At 50.8% G+C, this 1,021-nt stretch carries 9 tRNA genes and 1 rRNA gene; all 10 read left to right on the forward strand.

The annotated features are described in order from the left end of the window. Nucleotides 1-103, forward strand: a 5S ribosomal RNA gene (rrf, locus tag KP78_RS00405); the annotation flags it as partial. A 20-nt stretch (nucleotides 104-123) separates the two neighbouring features. Then, a tRNA-Val gene (locus KP78_RS00410) sits at nucleotides 124-199 on the forward strand. Nucleotides 200-203: 4 nt separating this feature from the next. After that, a tRNA-Thr gene (locus tag KP78_RS00415) sits at nucleotides 204-279 on the forward strand. A gap of 8 nt (nucleotides 280-287) precedes the next feature. Continuing rightward, nucleotides 288-363, forward strand: a tRNA-Lys gene (locus KP78_RS00420). Nucleotides 364-373: 10 nt separating this feature from the next. After that, nucleotides 374-458, forward strand: a tRNA-Leu gene (locus KP78_RS00425). 7 nt (nucleotides 459-465) lie between these two features. Continuing rightward, nucleotides 466-540: transfer RNA gene (locus KP78_RS00430), tRNA-Gly, on the forward strand. Between the two features lie 19 nt (nucleotides 541-559). Further along, a tRNA-Leu gene (locus KP78_RS00435) sits at nucleotides 560-645 on the forward strand. Nucleotides 646-679: 34 nt separating this feature from the next. Next, nucleotides 680-756: transfer RNA gene (locus KP78_RS00440), tRNA-Arg, on the forward strand. Between the two features lie 10 nt (nucleotides 757-766). Then, nucleotides 767-843, forward strand: a tRNA-Pro gene (locus KP78_RS00445). A 19-nt stretch (nucleotides 844-862) separates the two neighbouring features. After that, nucleotides 863-938, forward strand: a tRNA-Ala gene (locus KP78_RS00450). The last annotated feature ends 83 nt before the right edge of the window (nucleotides 939-1,021 follow it).

Here is a 1,021-nt window from a genome sequence, read left to right on the forward strand (position 1 = left end):
GCGAAGAGGTCACACCCGTTCCCATGCCGAACACGGAAGTTAAGCTCTTCAGCGCCGATGGTAGTTGGGGGTTTCCCCCTGTGAGAGTAGGACGTCGCTAGGCGGTATTACATAAATTAATGTGGAGAATTAGCTCAGCTGGGAGAGCATCTGCCTTACAAGCAGAGGGTCGGCGGTTCGAGCCCGTCATTCTCCACCACTTTGCCGGTGTAGCTCAATTGGTAGAGCAACTGACTTGTAATCAGTAGGTTGGGGGTTCAAGTCCTCTTGCCGGCACCAGTTTTTTCGAGCCATTAGCTCAGTCGGTAGAGCATCTGACTTTTAATCAGAGGGTCGTAGGTTCGAATCCTACATGGCTCACCATTTTCAATATGCGGGTGTGGCGGAATTGGCAGACGCGCTAGACTTAGGATCTAGTGCCGCACGGCGTGGGGGTTCAAGTCCCTCCACCCGCACCATTATTATGCGGAAGTAGTTCAGTGGTAGAACATCACCTTGCCAAGGTGGGGGTCGCGGGTTCGAATCCCGTCTTCCGCTCCATAGTAATTTATCTGTCTTAGCCGGGGTGGCGGAATTGGCAGACGCACAGGACTTAAAATCCTGCGGTGGGTTCCCACCGTGCCGGTTCGAGTCCGGCCCTCGGCACTGTTTTAATTTTTAATGTAAATAGGATTTATATGCGCCCGTAGCTCAATTGGATAGAGCGTTTGACTACGGATCAAAAGGTTAGGGGTTCGACTCCTCTCGGGCGCGCCATCCTATTTTACGGGGAGTAGCTCAGCTTGGTAGAGCACTTGGTTTGGGACCAAGGGGTCGCAGGTTCGAATCCTGTCTTCCCGACCATTTAATTTTATATTATTTAGGGGCCTTAGCTCAGCTGGGAGAGCGCCTGCCTTGCACGCAGGAGGTCAGCGGTTCGATCCCGCTAGGCTCCACCATAATATTTGAACCTTGAAAACTAAACAACCTAAAACGTCAACGTTAATTCTTGATTTAAGTAACATTTAAGAGCTACATCAAA

It is taken from the genome of Jeotgalibacillus soli (assembly GCF_000829435.1).
Taxonomy (GTDB): Bacteria; Bacillota; Bacilli; order Bacillales; family Jeotgalibacillaceae; genus Jeotgalibacillus; species Jeotgalibacillus soli.